Raw genomic sequence first — 17,826 nt, forward strand, 5'->3', positions numbered from 1 at the left:
ACCGGCGGCGTTTGCGAAATGCTTGACCACCCGGATGAAACAGACGAAAACGGCGCATGGGTTTTTAACTCGAACGTGCGGTATTATAAATCATATAAACACTTTATTGGCCGCCAGGAACAAACACAGCGTACCATATTAGGTACCAATGTTATTAATCATGCTTTTACGCAGGATCTGGCGCTAACCCGTGTGTTTAACAGTCGGTGGTCATTCTCTTTTGATATGCCGGTTATATCAAATACCCGGTCATCCTTATATGAGCATGGCGGCAACGAAAGGCATACCACATCATCATTTGGTATTGGCGATATACGCTTAACAGGCTATGCCTGGCTATTGGATCCGCATAAATATAAGAAGGGAAATATTCAGTTTGGCTTAGGTGTAAAGCTGCCTACCGGCGATTATAAATACACCGATTATTTTTATAACACAGGCCCCAGCGGCACAAAACTATTAGGCCCGGTAGATCAGTCTATCCAATTGGGTGATGGCGGAACAGGTATTACCACTGAGATCAACGCTTATTACAATGTATCAAAAGCCTTTAATTTGTACGGTAATTTTTATTATCTGATCAGTCCGCGCGAACAAAACGGTGTTTCATCGGCACGTGGTGGTACGCCGAGTGCCGCTACTATAGCTAATGGCAGCGATGTAATGAGCGTTCCAGATCAAATGATGATAAGGGCCGGTGTAAGTTACTCAGTAAATAAATTTATATTCTCTGCAGGTTTGCGCGACGAATGTTTGCCCACTAAAGACCTTATTGGCGGCAGCAATGGTTTCAGGCGCCCCGGCGATATTATTTCGGCAGAACCGGGCATAATATATTCCTTTAAAAAAGTTAGCATAAATGCTTTTGTCCCTATTGCATTAATTCGTGACAGAATGCAAAGTGTACCGGATAAAATTAAGACAGATCTGACCGGTGTATACACTCAGGGTGATGCTGCATTTGCAGATTACGCTATAAATATTGGTATCAGCTTTAAATTATAATTACGATAGAAGAGCTTCTTAAAATATTGTGTTTAGCAATATGATCTTTAATTTGCCTAAATTGGATGTAGAATTGCTGAAATAGGATTAAAAGAGACGGATATAGGCGATATTTTTGTCAGTCACCATTAGGATGACCTAAAATAATTCTTTTGAAGTAGGTGCATGCTTAATACTAATAAAATTAGTAATTACCTTTATGGAGCAACGATTTAAGAGCTTATCATTATTTGAATTTCAGGCGCGATATCCCGATGATGATAGCTGTATAAAGTGTTTAGCTGAGTTGAAGTGGTCCGGTGTTTATAATTGTAAGAAGTGAGGCCACGGTCATTATTGTAAAGTAATAGCACCAAAGACCGGCAATACACGCGGTGCAGGTATATAAAGTCCGCTAAATCGGGAACATTGTTCCAGGGCTGTAAAACTTTGCTGAACTACACCGATGTATTATGATGTTAAAAGCATGGTTAAAAGGTGTCCATCATTCAGTCAAACACCTCCAATCCTATCTCGATGAATATACTTATCGCTTTAACAGGCATACAACGAAAGAGGGCATTTTGAAAACCTGATGACCAAAATGATCGAAAGCCTACCGTATACTTATAAGATGATTATTAACTAAATGCTTATTTCAAAATATATAACAAACACTATTCAATTTAAAACCAATAATATATATGGGAACTTCATACACCAAATTAACTGGAGTATTTGCCTTACTGTTTTTAACTGTTAATCTGGCTTCAGCACAGGCTCCGGTTTACAATGTGAAAAAATATGGTGCCAAAGGCGACGGCAAAAATTTAGATACCAAAGCCATTGATAAAACCATTGATGCGGCTGCTGCAGCAGGCGGGGGTACCGTATATTTCCCTGCCGGCGATTATCTGTCGGTAACCATACACCTGAAAAGCAACGTAGCGCTGTATATCGATCAGGGAGCTACCATTGTGGCGGCAACTAACGATGATAACATCAAATACGATATGCCTGAAAAAGGTGAAAATGAAATTTACCAGGATTACGGCCATAGTCATTTTCATAACAGCCTTATTGTAGGCGAAAACCTGCACGATATTTCTATCGTGGGGCCTGGAAAGATCTGGGGGAAAGGCTTGATAAAAGATGAAAGGAAAGCAGGACAAAACGAAGGCTACGGTAACAAAGCGCTGGCCCTTAAACTTTGTAAAAACGTCACTTTAAAAGACTTTACCATTTATCATGGTGGCTGGTTTTGCTTTTTGCTAACGGCGGTTGATAATACCACTATCGATAATATCAAGATGGATACCGGCCGGGATGGTATTGATTTAATATCGAGCAGAAACGTGCATATATCCAACACCACTATCAATGCCCCCGGCGATGATGCTTTGTGTTTAAAATGTGATTATTCTTTAAACTATCCGCGGGCTTTAGAGAATGTAACGATCACCAACTGCATGGTTTCAGGATACAATGAGGGAACTTTTTTAGATGGAACCTTTAAAAAAGACGGCCGAAATCACCCACAGGGCCGTATTAAATTTGGCACCGAGTCTAACGGCGGCTATAAAAACATTACCATAACCAACTGTATTTTTGACCATTGCAAAGGCCTGGCGCTTGAAACGGTTGACGGTGCCGCGTTAGAGGATATTACTATCAGCAATATCACTATGCGCGATATTAACAACTCGCCTATATTTGTAAGGTTAGGTGCCCGTATGCGCGCACCTAAAGATTTTCCATACAGCACCCTACGCAGGGTAATCATTAGCAATGTGGTGGCTTATGATGTTGATGGCACACAAGGGGCCGTCATCAGCGGGATACCGGGCCATGATATTGAGGACCTTACCTTAAATAACATTCGTATTTATTATAAAGGCGGTGGGACTAAAGAACAAATTACACGAGAAGTACCGGCCTTAATAAAAGGTTATCCTGAACCAGAGTCGTTTGGTATCACACCCGCTTACGGCTTTTTTATCAGAAATGTAAAAGATCTTAAAATGAGCGATGTGGAAGTAAGCTATATGAAAGAAGACCTTCGCCCTGGTTTCTATTTAGATAATGTTGATGGTGCTGATTTTCAGCACGTACGTGCGCAGAAGGCCGAAGGGGCATCAACGTTTATCTTAAACCAGGTTAAAAATTTTAGTGTGTATAACAGCAGTCAACTACCAAGCATCAAATTAGCTTCGGTAGATAAAAAAGAATTTTAAAGTTATTACATAAAAGGCTTTAATGGGTTCATTATAAATATTTTTGCAAGCTGCGTTTGACTTGCCTGAATTGGTTATAAAATGGCCAAAATTGGATTAAATATAGCGGGTCTTGATAATACCTTTGACAGAATTTTATTAGACTAACGTAATTTAAACCAATGTCCTATTATAAATCATTCCAAGAGTTAAAGCGATTAGCTGAAACCGAACTGTTTACTGCGCTGGTAGGCGATGTGTTAGATAAGATGGGCTATCTGCATCAATTTCTTCCAGCTTCGATCAAACCACTTGATCTTAGCATGGTGGTTTTTGGCAAAGCCATGCCTGTAGTAGAGGCAGACGTATTTGGCGAGCAACTATCCGTATCTGCCAACCCATTTTTAAATAAACCTTTTGGGCTTATGTTTGAAGCGCTGGATAGCCTGCTGGAAGATGAAGTATATATCTGCACAGGATCTTCCCTACGCTATGCACTATGGGGCGGATTAATGAGTACCAGGGCGATGAAATTAAAAGCATCAGGCGCCGTGTTACATGGTTACTCCAGAGATACCAATGAGGTGATAAGACTGGGGTTTCCCGCATTTAGCATGGGCACCTACGCGCAGGACCAAGGCCCAAGAGGGAAAGTTATTGACTACCGGGTGCCGATAGAAATAGAAAAAGTATTGATAAAACCTGGAGATATTGTTTACGGCGACCGCGATGGCGTTGTAATTATTCCGCAATTAATACAGGATGAGGTTTTTGAAAAAGCTCTTGAAAAAGCCCGAGGGGAGAAAGAGGTGCTGAAAGCGTTACAGGCAGGAATGAGTACTGTAGACGCATTTAAAAAGTTCGGAATAATGTAAATTTTTGAAAGATAGCTATGGATAAATTTAGTTTAAAAGGTAAAAGGGCGGTAATTACAGGCGGAGGGAGCGGTTTAGGTTTTGGAATTGCAAAGGCCTATATAGAAGCTGGTGCAACAGTAATTATTGTAGGGAAAAATCTTCAAAAATTAATTAATGCGAAAGAAGAACTAGGAGAAAGTTGCGAGTACATTCAATTTGATGTTACCAATTTAAGTAAGATTCCAGAACTTGTTAACAATATAGAAGTCAAAATAGGCCCAACGGATATCTTGGTAAATTGTGCTGGTACACACCTAAAAAAAAATGCATTAGATACGACAGATGCTGATTTCTTAGAAATATTAAACGTCCATTTACTAAGCGTTTTTGCGTTAACAAGAGAATTTGCAAAAAGGATGGCTGAGAGAAAAAAAGGCTGTGTTATCCTCATCAGTTCCATGAGTGCAGTTATGGGTATGAAACAAGTTGTTGCTTATTCTACCGGTAAAACGGCTATTGTAGGAATGATGCGAAGTATGGTGGCGGAGTTGGCGATTGATAATGTCAGAATAAATACCATTGCACCAGGTTGGATTGATACGCCTATGCTTCACAAAGCCATAGATCAGGATGAACCTCGTAAGCAAAAAATATTAAACAGGATACCCAATAACACCTTCGGTACACCAGAAGATATTGGTTATGCAGCCCTATACCTTGCCTCGGACGCAAGCAAATATGTTAATGGTGTTTTTCTGCCGGTAGATGGTGGTGCTGCCGAAGCATTTTAATGGTTTTTACAATATTTAAGATAAAATGATAGTGGGCCAATCCAAAGTAAGATGGACGATTGTAGTATTGCTGTTTTTTGCAACTACTATTAATTATATAGACCGCCAGGTTATAGGCCTTTTGAAGCCGTTCATAGAAAAAGATATCCATTTAGATGATGCCGATTATGGTTATATAGTAACTGCCTTCCAAATTGCCTACGCAATTGGACTACTACTTAGCGGCAAATTGCTTGATAAATTTGGTACGCGTTTAGGTTATGCTACAGCGGTTACAGTGTGGAGTTTTGGAGCATTAATACATGCTGCTGTAAGTACAGTTATGGGTTTTGGCTTTGCCCGCGCAATACTTGGAATTGGTGAAGCCGCTAATTTTCCTGCTGCTGTAAAAACCGTTGCCGAGTGGTTCCCCAAAAAGCAAAGGGCATTGGCTACCGGTATATTTAATTCGGGTTCAAACATTGGGGCTATAGTTGCACCTATAATTGTTGCCGAAATTACTATAAACTTAGGTTGGAAATGGGCATTCATTATCACCGGGCTATTGGGTTTTATATGGATAATTGTTTGGCTTTGTTTGTATCAACCTCCCGAAAAGCACAAAAGAGTATCTCCATCAGAATTAGCTTATATTTTATCAGATAATAATTTAGAGGATGTTAAATCTGTTAGCAATGTAACCTGGAAAAGTTTATTTAGCTATAAACAAACCTATGCCATATGCCTGTCGCGTTTTTTAACCGATTGGGTTTGGTGGTTCTTCCTGTTCTGGGCGCCCGACTTTTTACGCAAAACCCAAAATATCGATCTTAAACAATCCATTTTACCGCTTATCATTATTTATACAATGGCTAGTATTGGCGGCGTTTTTGGCGGCTTCCTATCATCCAATTTTATTAAAAAGGGCAGGTCGATAGACTTTTCCAGAAAGACCGCCATATTCATCTGCGCAATGTTGGTTCTGCCGCTGGTATTTGCTACACAAGTTCAAAATATTTGGCTGGTGGTTATAATTATAGGTATGGCAACAGCAGCACACCAAGGGTGGGCCTCAAACATTTTCACAGTTATATCAGATATTTATCCTAAACAGGCAGTAGGAACAATGGCGGGTCTATCGGGTTTTACCGGGGCAATAGGCGGGGCTTTAGCAGCGTCATTTGTTGGATTGATACTCAAATTTACGGGTAGCTACATGCCGATATTCTTAATTGCCAGCACCATGTATATATTGGCGTGGTTAATTCTAAAACTAATGATTCCGAAAATTAGCCCTATAAAATAGTTATGCAAAGTTTTATCCATTTACATGAGCGGGATAATGTGGTTATTGCCTTGAAAAATTTTAATGCTGGAGAAACTATCCTGTTAAATGGAGAATCGATACAATTGCCGTCGGCTATATTTTTTGGGCATAAAATAGCCGTCAAGGCAATTTCTGCAAATGAAAAGGTCTTAAAATACGGGCTTCCCATAGGGCGAGCAACGCAAGAAGTAAAGCCGGGCGAGCATGTTCATAGTCATAACCTAAAAACAGATTATAAAAGCATTAACGAATAAGTTTCTGTCACTAACCGTTAAAAGATGAAAGGATATTTAAGAAAAGACGGAAGAAAAGGAATACGCAATATTGTACTTGTGGCCTACCTGGTGGAATGCGCGCACCATGTTGCCAGGCAAATTGCAGCTTCTTTTCCGAACGATGTTCATTTAATAGGATTTAGCGGCTGTGCACCAAATGATTACGCTAACAGAATGATGCAGAAACTATGCACGCATCCCAATGTTGGAGGCGTGTTGCTAGTGTCTTTAGGTTGTGAAAATTTTGATAGAAACGGGTTAAATACAGTTATAACCGATAGTGGGCGCGATGTAGAACAATTGACCATACAAGAAAGCGGGGGCACACTTTCATCCATAGAAGCGGGAATAGCTGCCGTAAAAAAGATTATACTCGAATCAGAAAAATGTATCAAAGTGGATTTTGCTATTAATGATCTCATAGTTGGAACGGTTTGCGGTGGCTCCGACTCAGCCAGTGGATTTACAGCAAATCCTTCAATTGGAAATGCCTTTGATAAATTGATCCCATTAGGTGCTAAATGTATTTTTGAAGAACCCGGCGAACTTTTGGGTTGCGAGTATTTAATGGCAGAGCGCGCTGAAAATGAAGAGTTGGGGCGCGAGTTAATAGTATGTATCAGGAAAGCCGATGTGTATTATAAAAAAATGGGCCATGACAGTTTTTCGGCGGGGAATGCTACGGGCGGCTTAACAACAATCGAAGAAAAATCACTAGGTTCTTATTCTAAAAGTGGAAGTTTAACTATTAATGCTTTGATAAAACCCGGCGACACCCCTCAAAAACCTGGGTTATATTTTATGGATGTTGTCCCCGATGGTGAAGCACTATGGGGATTTCCTAATATTAACGATAACTCAGAAATTACCGAAATGATTGCCAGTGGCTGTCATATAATTTTATTCTCTACCGGGCGAGGTTCTGTCGTCGGATCTGCAATTGCGCCTGTCATCAAGGTTTGCTCAAATCCCATAACTTACCAAAATTTAGCTGGAGATATGGATGTTAACGCAGGGAAAATTATCGAATCTGGCGCTACATTAGATGAGATGGGCGATGAGATTATACAATTGATTCAACAGGTTATTAATGGAGAAAAGACCAAATCCGAAGAATTAGGTCATAGGGAATTTAGCTTGGGTTATAAATATTTCGAGTTCGGACCAAAGAATTGTGACTAATGTAGTGTTTGCCTTGCGATCGCAAAAAAAATCATAAAATCATTTCGCTTTCCATTTAACAGGCGACATTCCTTCTATGGAAGAAAACCACCTGCTTACATGACTTATATCGTTAAAACCAAGGCTAAAAGCAGCTTCCTTTACCGATAGTTTCTGATTCTTAAGTAAATCTTTAAATTTTTTAAGTTTAGCTAGTTGGATTTCATCATTAATTGAATGGCCTGTAATTTGTTTAAACCGGCTATATAGGGTCCTTCTGCTCACGTTGGTCGCCTTCACAACATCTTCTACCGTTATTGGATTATTGATATTGTCTCTAATGAATTGCATCGCCTTAATAACTTCAAAATCATTGGACGCAATAGTGTCTGTAGAACTACGAACAATTACCTCAACAGGCTCGGTAGGGATAATGGTTTCTGCTACTACTTCGCCATTCATTAAACGGTCTAATATTTCGCAGGCATTGTAAGCAGCTTTGGTATGATTTCTTGAAATACTGGATAAATTAGGAAAGGTTATATTACATAACAATTCATCGTTATCAACACCCAATATAGCTACTTCATGGGGTACTTTTAGTTCGCCCATAGAACATGCATTAATTAACATTTGCCCAAAATCATCGTTACAGGATAGTATGCCAATTGGTTTTGGGAGTGATTTTAACCACCTAATAAGATGGTCAAAATTGTGGCGAAGGCCTGCTTTAGTATTAGTGTTAAACATATACCTAATTACTTGTACGCCATTTTGTGATGCATGTTTTTCATAACTTGAAAATCTGCCATCAGACCATTCTATCTTATTAACGCCAAAAAACGCTAATTTTCTAAAGCCTAGGTTCAGGAAGTATTCAGCGGCCATCTTTCCATCGGCCTCATAGTTACCCTTTAAGCAAGGGGTGTTTTTTTGGTGCTCAACCCAACTGGCCTGAATGATTGGAATGTTTAATTTTTTAATTTCGTTTATTTTTTCACTATGCTCAATAATGCACCCATCTGGTTTTAGCAATTGAATGAGCTTAACAAGGTCCCTGCTTTCTGTAGTTTTCAAGTAATACGCTGGTTCGAAAATTATTTCCCATTTTGAAAAGCGATTGTTGTAATCATAAATTCCTTTCAATAAATCGCGCCCGTAACCTCTTCCTGACTCTAATTGCACAAATACCTTTTTCATATTAACATCTTTAATTATACCGGACACTTTTGGGTTGTTTAGTAAGCCTAAAGTAATGATTTAAATTACTTTATTAAAAGTATTTTGCACAAATTGGCGACAAAATGGCTTAAATAGGTTTATCTAAACTATGAGTATATCATAATTTTGATTATACTGCTTTTACACAGTAATACGGTATACCAATCGCCAAAAAAAACTAATAGTTTAAAACTATTATAAACACACATCATGAAAATTAAATCGATATTATCAATCGCCTGTGTTTTTGTTTGCTCATATGCGGGTGCGCAGACTAGCATAGTTAAAGATTACAAATTGCCCGGCAAGGGCGCTAAACAACATGACTTTTTATATGCCGGCGAATGGGACTTGCGCAAACCTACGGAGCAATCTATGTTTTTAGTACGGGGCGGTAAGGTAGTTTGGAAGTATTCTATCCCCATGAAAACGGCTACAGGTATGATACAGGAGTTTGATGACGCGACGCTGTTATCGAATGGCAATATTGTTTATGCCTGCATGTCGGGCGCGGGACTTATCACTCCCGAAAAAAATATACTATGGCAATATATATGTGCCCCCGGAACTGAAACTCACTCTTGCCAGCCTATAGGTAAAGACAGTGTGCTGATGGTGCTGAACGGCTTGAAAGGGGTAGGCAAGGTGCTTATATTTAATACAGCCACCAATAAATTGCTTAAAGAGATTGCCATATCCACAACAGGTAGTGGATCGCATTACCAATTTCGCCATGTGCGGATAACGCCGGGCCATAAAACATTTATGATTGGCTTATTGAATGAACATAAAGTGGTCGAGATGGATTTCGATGGAAAGGAAGTATGGTCTATTGCAGCAAAATCGGCATGGTCGGCTATCCGTTTGCATAATGGCAATACCCTTATATCCGGTGATACCGAAGGCTCTACTCGCGAGGTAAACCCTAAAGGCGAAACCGTTTGGGAATTTAAACCTGCTGATGCACCTTTCAAAATTGGCCATTCACCAACAGCGCAGCGTTTAGCTAACGGCAATACTGTAATAACTAACTGGATGGCCGACGACACCAATACCGCTAACTGGGCAGGCACCGTTCAATTATTTGAAGTAACACCTGACAAGAAAATTGTTTGGGCGCTATCAGCATGGAAAAACCCTGATCTGGGCCCCGCCACATCTATCCAGATATTGGATGAAAAAGGCAATCCCGATAACGGCGAATTACAGCGTTAATAAACGCGTGAAGTGTTTGGTGAAAAAGGCCCAACCTAATCCAGGTTGAGCCTTTTTTTGTGCTGCGCAACTATCAAACTTTAATTTTTTTACCGCTGGTTTCGTCATAGCATTGGTCCATACTGGATAGAGACAGGCGGAAACCCTATACTACTGTTTTAGGCGCCGGCCTTGGAAATCGGGCGGGCGTTACCTGCCGCAACACTCGGATATTGTATTGGTAGCTTTTTTGGTGTCAGGCAGACGTTCATGAGCCATATCCTAAGTTACCATCTAAAGATGAGTTAGAAATCATCTAATTCGACAGCTTCCCGTTTGGAGATTTATGCTGATTAAAAACTAATTTACCATATAAAACATAAATTTACGGTAATCAATAAACGATTTAGTTGTATGAGCAACAGACATGGTTTTATAAAAACCGGAGTTATAGGGGCAGGGGGCCTTAATTCATTGCCAGCTCTCCATTCATTCGCTAACGAGGCAGAACCTAAGCTTGCAGGTGCTGCCGAAAAATTTAAGTTGCGTTTTGCAATTGCTTCTGATGGGCATTATGCCCAAACCTATACCAAATCAGATGTGTTTTATGCTGACTAAGTACCAAAATGCTAGTTTTCTGAAGCCTAGGTTCAGAAAATATTCAGCAGCCATTTTTCGATCAGCTTCATAGTTACCTTTAAGCATGGTGTGTCTTTTTGATGCTCAACCCAACTGGCCTGAATAATGGGGATATATAATCTTTTTCGTTTATTTTTTCACTGTGCTCAATAATGCAACCATCAGGTTTAAGCAGCTGGATAAGCTTAACTAGATCCCTGCTTTCGGTAGTTTTTAAGTAATAAGCAGGTTCGAAAATAATTTTCCATTTAGAAAATCGGTTATTATAATCATAAATTCCTTTTAACAAATCTCGTCCATAGCCTCTTCCCGATTCTAATTGTACAAATACCTTTTTCATAATAAATACCTTTAATTATACCAGATAAATTCCGATTTGGTTGTTAACGCTAAAGTAATGTTTTATATCACTTTATTAAAAGCATTTTGCACAAATAGGCTATAAAATAGCTTAAATAGGTTAATGTAAATTAAGGGTATAACATAATTTTGATCATCCTACTTTTATATAGTAGTACGGTATACCAATCAAAAATCTAATAATAATAACCATGAGAAATAACACTAGAGCACCTGCTAATCCTGCGGATTAGCGGGTTTTAAATTCCTGAAAATAGTTTTAAAATGTCTGTCGGTAAGGTACAAACCGATAGGTAAACAACACCTGAAAGGTGTTGAACGGGCTTGTATTGCCCAATATTTTGATACCATTATATAAACCTAAAATTATAAACCATGTTAGTGAAAATTTTTACCATTCCGCTTTTTAAGCGGCTCGTTTTGCTTTGGCTTGCAGTATGCTGCTACTCGGCCGTTTATTCACAAACGCCAATAAAAGGTATTGTGGTCGACTCCGGAAACTCCCAACCCTTGCCGGGAGTAATAGTGTTGATTAAAGGTTCATCCCAGGGGGCCACCCAAACAGATATTGACGGAAGATATTCCATTAATGCGCCATCAAATTCTGTATTGATATTTAAATACCTTGGATTTAAAGAAACTGAGATAAACGTTGAGAGCCGTACCATGATTGATGTGAAACTTGAATCCTCGAGTACAACATTAGATCAGGTTGTGGTAGTAGGTTACGGAACTACTACCAAAAGAGATTTAACCGGCGCTATTGCCAGGATTGACAATACTAAGTTGGAAACATTGCCAAACACCAATGTGACCCAGGCGTTAAGAGGAGGCACAGCAGGAGTAACCATTACTGCTACCGGTAGAGCTGGCTCTGGTAGCGCAGTTCAAATAAGGGGCGGTTCAAGATCTATAGCCGCAAATAATAATGCCTTAATTGTTGTTGATGGAATTATATTTAGGGGTGCTTTAAACGACTTAAACCCCAATGATATATCGTCTTTTGAAATTTTGAAGGATGCCAGTTCTGCTGCCATATTTGGTTCGCAGGCGGCTAATGGTGTAGTGCTTATCACCACAAAAAAGGGAAAAGGCGAAAAGCCGGTTGTTCAGTTTAACAGCTATGCGGGCACACAATCTTTTGTAAAGAACCAGGAGTTGGAAAACGCAGGCCAGTATCGTCAAAAAATGTTTAATTCCGCAAAAACGATCTATTACCGAACCACAACCGGGCAAATTCCTGGAGTGGCCCGCCAACCTGTTTTTGAGGATGTATCTACTTATTTTTTAAACCCGGTCGAGATAAGCCAGTTTAATAAAGGTATTTCGCGGGATGCGATAGATGAAATCTCTCAGCCTGCACCGCTTTCCAGCTACAATATGAGTGTGTCGGCAGCTACTGATAAAACTAAATATTTTATTAGCGGAGAATACACTTCGCAAAAAGGCGTAGTTATAGGCGACCAGTTTAAAAGAGCATCCGGCAGGGTAAATTTAGAAACTACTATAACCGATTGGTTGAAGATAGGCACCAATTCATTTTTTGCTTACACCAACAATTCGGGCAACCCGGCAGATATGGAGATTGCTTCCTTATTAAGCCCGTATTCGAAATATTATTTAGACAACTATCCAACAGCATTAAAACCTAACCCTATGGATGATGGATACTTATCTAATCCATTATTCCCTACGCTTAACCGCAGCAAGATAGACCGTTATAACCTTTTTGCTATAGCTTATGCTGATGTGAAAATCCCTTTTATTGAAGGTCTTACCTATCGTTTCAATTATTCTAATAACATAAGGTGGGATCGGGATTTTAACTTTGTGCCATCTTATAAAATTCTGGGTGCAGGCTTATTCAGGGAGGCAAGTGCAAGCCAAACATTGGGTACTACTACAGATATGTACCTGGAAAACCTGGTTAAATATAACCGGAGCTTTGGCAAACACAACTTTGATGTTACTTTATTATATAATTATAACGCAGCAACCAGTAATTCAACTAAAGCATCGGCCAATACATTTCCTAATGATGCGCTTACATACTATAGTTTAGAATTAGGGCGTGCCCAAACCGCCTCGGCTTCATATAATGATTACCATTCTATATCAAGCATGGCCAGGTTAGCTTATAAATTTAATAACCGTTACCTCATCACCGGAACTTTCAGGCGAGATGGAGCTTCTGTTTTTGGAGCCAATAATAAATATGCAACCTTCCCTTCGGTAGCGGTTTCCTGGATCGCATCCGAAGATGCGTTCTTTAAAAAACTGTCCTTTATCAACTTCTTGAAATTACGGGCATCTTACGGTGCCAACGGTAACCAGATAGGCCGGTATTCAACGCTGAGTCCTATCTCTCCGTCGTCGGCCTATAATTATATTTTTGGCGATGCTACCGCCGGAGCTATCGGTATAGGTACAACGACATTAGGCAATGATAACCTTCGGTGGGAGCTTACATATAGTACCAATATTGGTTTAGACTTTGAAATTCTGCAAGGAAGGGTAACCGGTGCGTTAGAGTATTACAATTCCAACTCAAGTGATCTGCTGCTGCCGCGAACTATCCCTGCATTGAACGGCTTTCCATCACAGTTGCAAAACATTGGTAAGGTAAATAATAACGGCATTGAGATAACCTTAAACAGCACCAATATCAAAAGCGGTAATGTATTATGGACCACCGGGTTCAATTTTTCCGCTAATAAAAACAAGATCGTTGCTTTACAAGGGATAGACAATAACCATGATGGTATTGAAGATGATGACATTGCCAGCACCAGGTTTATAGGAAAGCCTTTATCTGCCATTTATGGCTACGAGATTTACGGTGTTTGGCAAAAAGATGAAGTTGCCGCAGCCAAGGTTTTCAACGCGCGTCCGGGTGATGTGAAAATCAGGGATGTTAACGGTGATGGTAAAATTACACCTGCAGACGATAGAAAAATACTCGGTTATGACAGGCCAGATTTTTTGTATGGATTTAACACTACAATCAGCTACAAAGGGCTTTCGTTATACACATTACTAACCGGTTCTGTTGGTGGCGAACGAAGCAATAATTCCATATTAGATCCAAGCTCCAAATTTACCTACAAGGTAAGAGGAACCAATATAGATTGGTGGACGCCCGACAATCCAAGTACCACACATCCGTCTATTGACTATGGTAACGCGCTTGGCGTAACGTTCATAGAAAATACCTCTTTTTTAAGGGTTCAGGACATTTCTCTATCATATAATTTTAACAAAAAGCTACTGGACAAGTGGAAGTTAGGCTCATTAAGAGTTTACGTGAGTGCTAAAAATCCGGTAATGTTTACAAAATGGAGTGGCTGGGATCCAGAGGTCTCTTCCGGCTACGGTCAATTCCCACTAATGCGCTCTGTAATAGCCGGATTAAGTGTTTCACTTTAACAAAAAAAAACTAAGATCATGAAATTAAGATATCAAATAAATTTAATCGCGCTTGCGCTTACGTGCAGCTGCCTTATAGGTGCTTGTAAAAAAAGCATTTTGAATGAGGTGCCTGAGGATTTTTACAGTCCGGATAATTTAAAGGACGCGGCAACTTTTCAAACAGCTACCAACACGCTGTATGCCGACTTGCGTAATTTTACCATGGGGAACACGTCATCCCTGGGCTTTTGGATGCGTGACTATTTAAGGATTGGTACCGATGTAGCTTTTGCCGGTGTAAAATCGCGGCCTTTTCAATTAGTCGACTTTAGCTTGTTCAATCCTCAGCACGAAGCTGTTAGTTATTATTGGAACACTGCTTACCAAGGTATGGTGCCCAGGGCTAACCTGATCATCAAAAGAGCGAACCTTCCACAAGCCATATGGGCAAATCAGGCAGAAAAGAATAGCATTATTGCACAGGCAAGATTCTTCAGAGCTTATGCTTATAATACCTTGGTCGGGGTTTATGGCGATGTGCCGCTGATCACCGAGGAAATTCAAAAGCCACGCTACGATTTTACCCGTACCCCAATCGCTGTGGTACTGGATACGATTCGTAGGGACTTGGAGTTTGCATCGCAATGGTTACCTAAAGATCCTGACGCGATATCCAGCGCGGGATTAGACGGAAGGCTGACTAGCGCGGCAGCAGATCATCTCCTAACTGACGTTTATCTACACCTCAATATGCCCGACAGCGCTATCAGCAGCGCTACCCGTATCATTGCATCAGGCAAATATAACCTGATGACCACTTTATTTGGCGATGCCAACCCTAGAGGACGCGATGTTTATTCAAACCTGTTTTGGGAAGACAACCCTAACCGGCGCAAAGGTAACCGTGAAAGTATATTGGTGCTTCAGTTTAAAAATAACGTATCGGGAGGTGCCCCTAGTGTAGGTCATCATGGGCTATCCAGAAGCTGGGGACCGTCCTATTTTAACCTGATTGCACCTAATGGAAAAAAGGGCATGGTATTGCAGGATTCATTAATGAGGCCAAGTGCTTTCGTTCGCCCTACCAACTATTATTTTTATAATATATGGGGCGCCGCTAATGGCAATGACATGCGTAATTCTGTACTCAATATTAAAAGAGACTGGTACTATAACGACCCGGCTAATACAGAATACTTTGGTAAAAAAGTAGATATGAAAGACCCAAGGCTGATAGATACTATTGAATTTTTATATCCTCAAATCAGAAAGGTAGAAGGCATCATCACCAGTATTGGCCAAAGCACTATGCCTGATAAAGACTGGGCACTATTCCGTTTATCAGAAACATACTTGTACCGGGCTGAAGCCTATTTGCAAAAAGGAGATCTGGCCAGCGCGGCCAAAGATATTAACGTGGTGAGGGCCAGGGTTAACGCACTGCCAGTTAAACCTGCTGATGTTACTATTGAATACATTCTGGACGAAAGAGCGAGGGAACTAATTATTGAAGAACCGCGTCGCCTTACTTTGAACAGGCTAGGTCTATGGTACGAACGCACCTTAAAGTATGCTCTGTTTGATGTTACCAAACAAACCGTGAAGCCATTCCATAAATACTTCCCTATTCCGCAATCGGCAATTGATGCCAATTCGGGTGCTGTATTGAAACAAAACCCTGGATACTAATGCTAGTGTAAATAAGCAAAAAATAATTCACGAATATAAATCGAAATTAAAAAAACCCTCCTCACTAATCTCATTCGAGAAAGTAATTGGTCAGACCCTGGCGTGGTTGCCAGGGTTTTTTTTTACTAATATTTGAGTGAAGCTGACGATTTTTTTTGCACAAATTGGCTATAGAATAGCTTAAATAGGTTGATTTTGACCTATTAGGATTGTTAATTTTGCTCGCAACCAATTTAGAGACATAGAAATCGTTTAAATTTCTAAGATGAATTTACAATTAAAACAGAAAACGATCTTTGATGATAATTTTCTTTTGCTGTCTGATACTGCTATAGGTCTTTATCACGACTATGCAAAGAATTTGCCCATTATAGATTACCATAACCATTTGTCTCCTATAGAGATTGCCAGCAATAGAAAATTTAATACGCTTACAGAAATCTGGCTAAAGGGCGACCATTACAAATGGAGAGCGATGCGGGCTTATGGAATTGAAGAAAAATACATTACCGGAGATGCCACAGATGAAGCTAAATTTCATGCCTGGGCAAAGGTAGTGCCCTACACGTTAAGAAATCCATTGTTCCACTGGACACATATGGAATTAAAAAACCCTTTTAGAATAGATGCCTACCTTAACACAAATTCGGCATCTTACATCTATAGCTTTTGTAATGATTTGTTGCAGCAAGAAGACTTTTCATCTAGATCGCTGTTAAAAAAATTTAATGTAGAGATGCTGGGAACAACAGACGATCCTTGTGATCTTTTACTGGAACATCAGCAATTAAAAGCCGAACAAAAAGAGATCGTTGTATTACCTTCATTTAGGCCTGATAAAATTTTTAATATTACCGATCAGACTTCCTGGCTAAATTATATCAGTAAATTATCCGAAGTATCGGGCATTAATATTTCGGATGTTTCCTCATTATTAGCAGCGCTAAAACAAAGGATACAGTATTTCCATGAGCATGACTGTCGCGTTTCAGACCATGGTTTAAATGAAATGCCCTCTATTAATCAATTGAGTGTTTCACAGGAAGCAGAAATAAAATCTATTATTAACGGAAGGTCCTCTGCGGCATTTTCCGATCCCGAAGCTCTGACAGGGTTTCTGCTATTTGAACTATGTAAAATGTATCATGAAAAAGGATGGGTACAGCAGTTTCATTTGGGAGCTATAAGAAGTGTCAATACCCGGATGTTGAAATTAACCGGGCCTGAAACTGGCTTTGATTCAATTGGTGATTTCAAACACGCTAAAAGATTGGTTTTTTTTCTGGACGAATTAGATAAAACAGATCAGCTGTCTAAAACTATTATTTATAATCTTAACCCTGCTGACAACGAAGTTTTCGCAACTATGATTGGTAATTACAATACTGGTGGAATAAAGGGAAAAATTCAGTTTGGTTCTGCCTGGTGGTTTCTTGATCAAAAAGACGGGATCGAAAAGCAATTAAATGCCCTATCAAATTTTGGTTTACTGAGTACTTCTATTGGGATGCTTACTGATTCGCGCAGTTTTTTATCCTATTCAAGGCATGAATATTTTAGAAGAATTTTGTGTAACCTTTTTGCCGAAGAAATAGAAAGCGGACAATTACCCAACGATAGAAATTGGATCGGCGGAATAATCAGAGATATATGCTATTTCAATGTTAAAAACTACCTCGGTTTCGATAAAGAAAACTTTTAGATCAAATTTAAACAAATAATGACCCT

General features: G+C 39.7%; 14 protein-coding genes and 1 pseudogene. 13 read left to right on the forward strand and 2 right to left on the reverse strand.

Annotated elements, in window-relative coordinates; genetic code table 11:
• From ABIB50_RS00005 to ABIB50_RS00040, 8 genes and pseudogenes are all read left to right on the forward strand, one after another.
• Positions 1–1,005, forward strand: a 1,005-nt coding sequence (locus ABIB50_RS00005; RefSeq protein ID WP_429376157.1) for a hypothetical protein, incomplete at its 5' end; no start/stop codon positions are given.
• 425 nt (positions 1,006–1,430) lie between these two features.
• Positions 1,431–1,547 (forward strand): annotated as a pseudogene (locus tag ABIB50_RS00010) (transposase); the annotation flags it as partial.
• A gap of 141 nt (positions 1,548–1,688) precedes the next feature.
• Positions 1,689–3,218: a rhamnogalacturonidase gene (locus tag ABIB50_RS00015; RefSeq protein WP_429376159.1), complete on the forward strand. Its 1,530-nt coding sequence runs from the start codon at positions 1,689–1,691 to the stop codon at positions 3,216–3,218.
• A gap of 161 nt (positions 3,219–3,379) precedes the next feature.
• Positions 3,380–4,072: an RraA family protein gene (locus ABIB50_RS00020; RefSeq protein WP_429376160.1), complete on the forward strand. Its 693-nt coding sequence runs from the start codon at positions 3,380–3,382 to the stop codon at positions 4,070–4,072.
• 17 nt (positions 4,073–4,089) lie between these two features.
• Positions 4,090–4,845 (forward strand): SDR family NAD(P)-dependent oxidoreductase, encoded by a 756-nt coding sequence (locus ABIB50_RS00025; protein WP_429376162.1) that lies wholly within the window; start codon positions 4,090–4,092, stop codon positions 4,843–4,845.
• Positions 4,846–4,870: 25 nt separating this feature from the next.
• Positions 4,871–6,130: an MFS transporter gene (locus tag ABIB50_RS00030; protein ID WP_429376164.1), complete on the forward strand. Its 1,260-nt coding sequence runs from the start codon at positions 4,871–4,873 to the stop codon at positions 6,128–6,130.
• Positions 6,131–6,132: 2 nt separating this feature from the next.
• Positions 6,133–6,405: a UxaA family hydrolase gene (locus ABIB50_RS00035; protein WP_429376166.1), complete on the forward strand. Its 273-nt coding sequence runs from the start codon at positions 6,133–6,135 to the stop codon at positions 6,403–6,405.
• Positions 6,406–6,429: 24 nt separating this feature from the next.
• Complete coding sequence (locus ABIB50_RS00040) at positions 6,430–7,608, forward strand: UxaA family hydrolase (RefSeq protein ID WP_429376167.1); 1,179 nt, start codon at positions 6,430–6,432, stop codon at positions 7,606–7,608.
• A 39-nt stretch (positions 7,609–7,647) separates the two neighbouring features.
• Here the strand turns inward: ABIB50_RS00040 and ABIB50_RS00045 are convergent, their stop codons facing one another.
• Entirely contained in the window at positions 7,648–8,787 is a 1,140-nt protein-coding gene (locus ABIB50_RS00045; protein WP_429376169.1) for a XylR family transcriptional regulator, read from the reverse strand.
• A gap of 231 nt (positions 8,788–9,018) precedes the next feature.
• On the opposite strand from ABIB50_RS00045, the gene ABIB50_RS00050 reads away from it, so the two are divergent.
• Together ABIB50_RS00050 and ABIB50_RS00055 are read left to right on the forward strand one after the other, a co-directional pair.
• The gene (locus ABIB50_RS00050; RefSeq protein ID WP_429376170.1) at positions 9,019–10,023 is read left to right on the forward strand and encodes a hypothetical protein; all 1,005 of its coding nucleotides are present in this window, start codon (positions 9,019–9,021) and stop codon (positions 10,021–10,023) included.
• Between the two features lie 393 nt (positions 10,024–10,416).
• Positions 10,417–10,620 carry a hypothetical protein gene (locus ABIB50_RS00055; protein ID WP_429376171.1) on the forward strand — a complete coding sequence of 68 codons (204 nt, stop codon included), beginning with the start codon at positions 10,417–10,419 and terminating at the stop codon, positions 10,618–10,620.
• Positions 10,621–10,699: 79 nt separating this feature from the next.
• Here the strand turns inward: ABIB50_RS00055 and ABIB50_RS00060 are convergent, their stop codons facing one another.
• Positions 10,700–10,981 carry a hypothetical protein gene (locus ABIB50_RS00060; RefSeq protein ID WP_429376172.1) on the reverse strand — a complete coding sequence of 94 codons (282 nt, stop codon included), beginning with the start codon at positions 10,979–10,981 and terminating at the stop codon, positions 10,700–10,702.
• Between the two features lie 395 nt (positions 10,982–11,376).
• Here ABIB50_RS00060 and ABIB50_RS00065 point away from each other — a divergent pair, with 395 nt between their 5' ends.
• From ABIB50_RS00065 to uxaC, 3 genes are all read left to right on the forward strand, one after another.
• Complete coding sequence (locus ABIB50_RS00065) at positions 11,377–14,427, forward strand: SusC/RagA family TonB-linked outer membrane protein (protein WP_429376174.1); 3,051 nt, start codon at positions 11,377–11,379, stop codon at positions 14,425–14,427.
• Between the two features lie 18 nt (positions 14,428–14,445).
• Entirely contained in the window at positions 14,446–16,098 is a 1,653-nt protein-coding gene (locus tag ABIB50_RS00070; RefSeq protein WP_429376175.1) for a RagB/SusD family nutrient uptake outer membrane protein, read from the forward strand.
• 265 nt (positions 16,099–16,363) lie between these two features.
• Positions 16,364–17,800: a glucuronate isomerase gene (uxaC, locus tag ABIB50_RS00075; protein ID WP_429376177.1), complete on the forward strand. Its 1,437-nt coding sequence runs from the start codon at positions 16,364–16,366 to the stop codon at positions 17,798–17,800.
• Positions 17,801–17,826: the final 26 nt, after the last annotated feature.

The sequence above is a fragment of the Mucilaginibacter sp. UYCu711 genome, from assembly GCF_050433825.1.
Taxonomy (GTDB): Bacteria; Bacteroidota; Bacteroidia; order Sphingobacteriales; family Sphingobacteriaceae; genus Mucilaginibacter.

What these genes read in the sequence shown, in the direction of transcription:
- ABIB50_RS00015 (WP_429376159.1), top strand. Translation starts at nt 1,689, where the DNA reads ATGGGAACTTCATACACCAAATTAACTGGAGTATTTGCCTTACTGTTT.
- ABIB50_RS00020 (WP_429376160.1), top strand. Translation starts at nt 3,380, where the DNA reads ATGTCCTATTATAAATCATTCCAAGAGTTAAAGCGATTAGCTGAAACC.
- ABIB50_RS00025 (WP_429376162.1), top strand. Translation starts at nt 4,090, where the DNA reads ATGGATAAATTTAGTTTAAAAGGTAAAAGGGCGGTAATTACAGGCGGA.
- ABIB50_RS00030 (WP_429376164.1), top strand. Translation starts at nt 4,871, where the DNA reads ATGATAGTGGGCCAATCCAAAGTAAGATGGACGATTGTAGTATTGCTG.
- ABIB50_RS00035 (WP_429376166.1), top strand. Translation starts at nt 6,133, where the DNA reads ATGCAAAGTTTTATCCATTTACATGAGCGGGATAATGTGGTTATTGCC.
- ABIB50_RS00040 (WP_429376167.1), top strand. Translation starts at nt 6,430, where the DNA reads ATGAAAGGATATTTAAGAAAAGACGGAAGAAAAGGAATACGCAATATT.
- ABIB50_RS00045 (WP_429376169.1), bottom strand. Translation starts at nt 8,787, where the DNA reads ATGAAAAAGGTATTTGTGCAATTAGAGTCAGGAAGAGGTTACGGGCGC.
- ABIB50_RS00050 (WP_429376170.1), top strand. Translation starts at nt 9,019, where the DNA reads ATGAAAATTAAATCGATATTATCAATCGCCTGTGTTTTTGTTTGCTCA.
- ABIB50_RS00055 (WP_429376171.1), top strand. Translation starts at nt 10,417, where the DNA reads ATGAGCAACAGACATGGTTTTATAAAAACCGGAGTTATAGGGGCAGGG.
- ABIB50_RS00060 (WP_429376172.1), bottom strand. Translation starts at nt 10,981, where the DNA reads ATGAAAAAGGTATTTGTACAATTAGAATCGGGAAGAGGCTATGGACGA.
- ABIB50_RS00065 (WP_429376174.1), top strand. Translation starts at nt 11,377, where the DNA reads ATGTTAGTGAAAATTTTTACCATTCCGCTTTTTAAGCGGCTCGTTTTG.
- ABIB50_RS00070 (WP_429376175.1), top strand. Translation starts at nt 14,446, where the DNA reads ATGAAATTAAGATATCAAATAAATTTAATCGCGCTTGCGCTTACGTGC.
- uxaC (WP_429376177.1), top strand. Translation starts at nt 16,364, where the DNA reads ATGAATTTACAATTAAAACAGAAAACGATCTTTGATGATAATTTTCTT.